General features: G+C 73.0%; 2 protein-coding genes. One reads left to right on the top strand and one right to left on the bottom strand.

All coding sequences use genetic code 11. The annotated features are described in order from the left end of the window. The first annotated feature begins 374 nt into the window (after positions 1 to 374). A complete protein-coding gene (locus ASD25_RS28425) occupies positions 375 to 1,178 on the top strand; it encodes a hypothetical protein (RefSeq protein ID WP_156377031.1) in 804 nt (267 codons plus the stop codon). A gap of 130 nt (positions 1,179 to 1,308) precedes the next feature. Here the strand turns inward: ASD25_RS28425 and ASD25_RS33505 are convergent. Continuing rightward, the coding region (locus ASD25_RS33505; protein WP_162252111.1) for a hypothetical protein at positions 1,309 to 1,481 on the bottom strand (173 nt) is incomplete at its 5' end.

Consider the following 1,481-nt stretch of genomic DNA (forward strand, 5'->3'; position numbering starts at 1 on the left):
TGATAGTCGGCATGGAGTCTCGGTTCTCTTCAATCGATGGGGGCGTGTGCCTTTCGGCCGGAGCGCCCCGGTGAGCCTTCTTTTCGGACGACGCCTGAACGCCGCCCCGGGTTTGATCTCGAGCCGAGGAGAGCCAACCAAACGAAAAAACCGGAACGCGCGCTTCGGGCGTTCCGGCGGGCGCAGCCCGTCCGCTCAATTGTCACGATCCCGGAACCCGGCGAACCGGGAGCCTCGAAAGTGGGGGGCTTCTACGCGCGAGGGGGCGCGGGGTCAAGGGTGGCGTGACGTCTGCCGGAGCGGCTCACCCGCAACACAGCCGCAATACCGCCACGCTCACCCCCTCCCATGCGCGCATGGCGGGTGGCGGGGGCATGTCGAGATCGATCCGGGTGTGGCCGCGCGCCGACCGCTGGCGCAAGCCCGCCATCGTCGCGGCCTCCCTGCTGCTGCACGCGGGCCTTCTGGGGTATCTCGGCCTGCGGACCATGGGACCGGCCTCGCCGTTCCCCGACCCGGAACCCACCATCTATGTCCAGCTTGAGCCCCGGCCCCTGCTGGCCGACGAGACCCCGCGACAACCGGTGGCCGCCCGGCAGACCGAGGCTCCGCCGTTGACCCGGTCCGTCACCACCCCGACCCCGCGCGACGAGGACGAGGACGAATCGCCCGCGCCGCCCTCCCCGCGCCTCGCGGCGCCCGCCCCTGGCGCGCCTCCGCCCCCGGCGGACAGCGCCTGGACCGTCCGCCCCCGCACCCTCGGCGACCGCATCGGCCAGGGCCTGCGCACCAGTCCCGTCGGCTGCGCCGCCGGCGCCGTGCTCAGCGCCGCCGAACGCGCCATCTGCGACGACCGCTTCGGCCAGCGGGCGGCGACGGCCCGGCCCATCGAAGGCACGGGCAATCCGGAACGCGACGCCCGCTTCGCCCGCGAGGGCGCCCGCCGCCTCGCCGAATACGAGGCCCGCCGGCGCCCCCTGGCAGGCGGCAGCGGCAATGTCGGCCCCCAGGACGGCCCTGGCTCCAACTTCGGCATGGGTGTCGCAGGGGCGCATCTGGACCAGTCCCTGCGTCCGGACTCGACGCAGAACATCCGCACCCGCAGGGATGGTCCGCGCAGCAGCGGAACGCCGCTCACGCCCGGCGCCGGGTTCCAGCGCGACCCGCCGCCCCGCTGAAACCACGCGCTGCCCGCGCTCAAGCAGGGAGCCGCCGCGCGGCGAGCGATAGCGCCAAAAGAAAAGGGCGGCCCCGTCGCCGGGGCCGCCCTCTTCACGGTTGGATTGTCATCCCGGGCTCGACCCGGGATCAGCCTTCGCTGCTCTCCAGCTCCAGCGCCAGGTCGGCCGGAAGCGGCTCGATGGCCTCTTCCCGCTGCGACGTCAGTTCGGCGTCGCGTTCGTTGGCGATCTTCTGCAGGGCSCGGAGATAGGCGCCCGTGCCGGCCGGGATCAGGCGGCCGACGATGACGTTCTCCTTCA

This window comes from Brevundimonas sp. Root1423 (genome assembly GCF_001426805.1).

Coding starts and splice junctions, on each gene's coding strand:
- ASD25_RS28425 (WP_156377031.1), top strand. CDS start 375: ATGTCGAGATCGATCCGGGTGTGGCCGCGCGCCGACCGCTGGCGCAAG.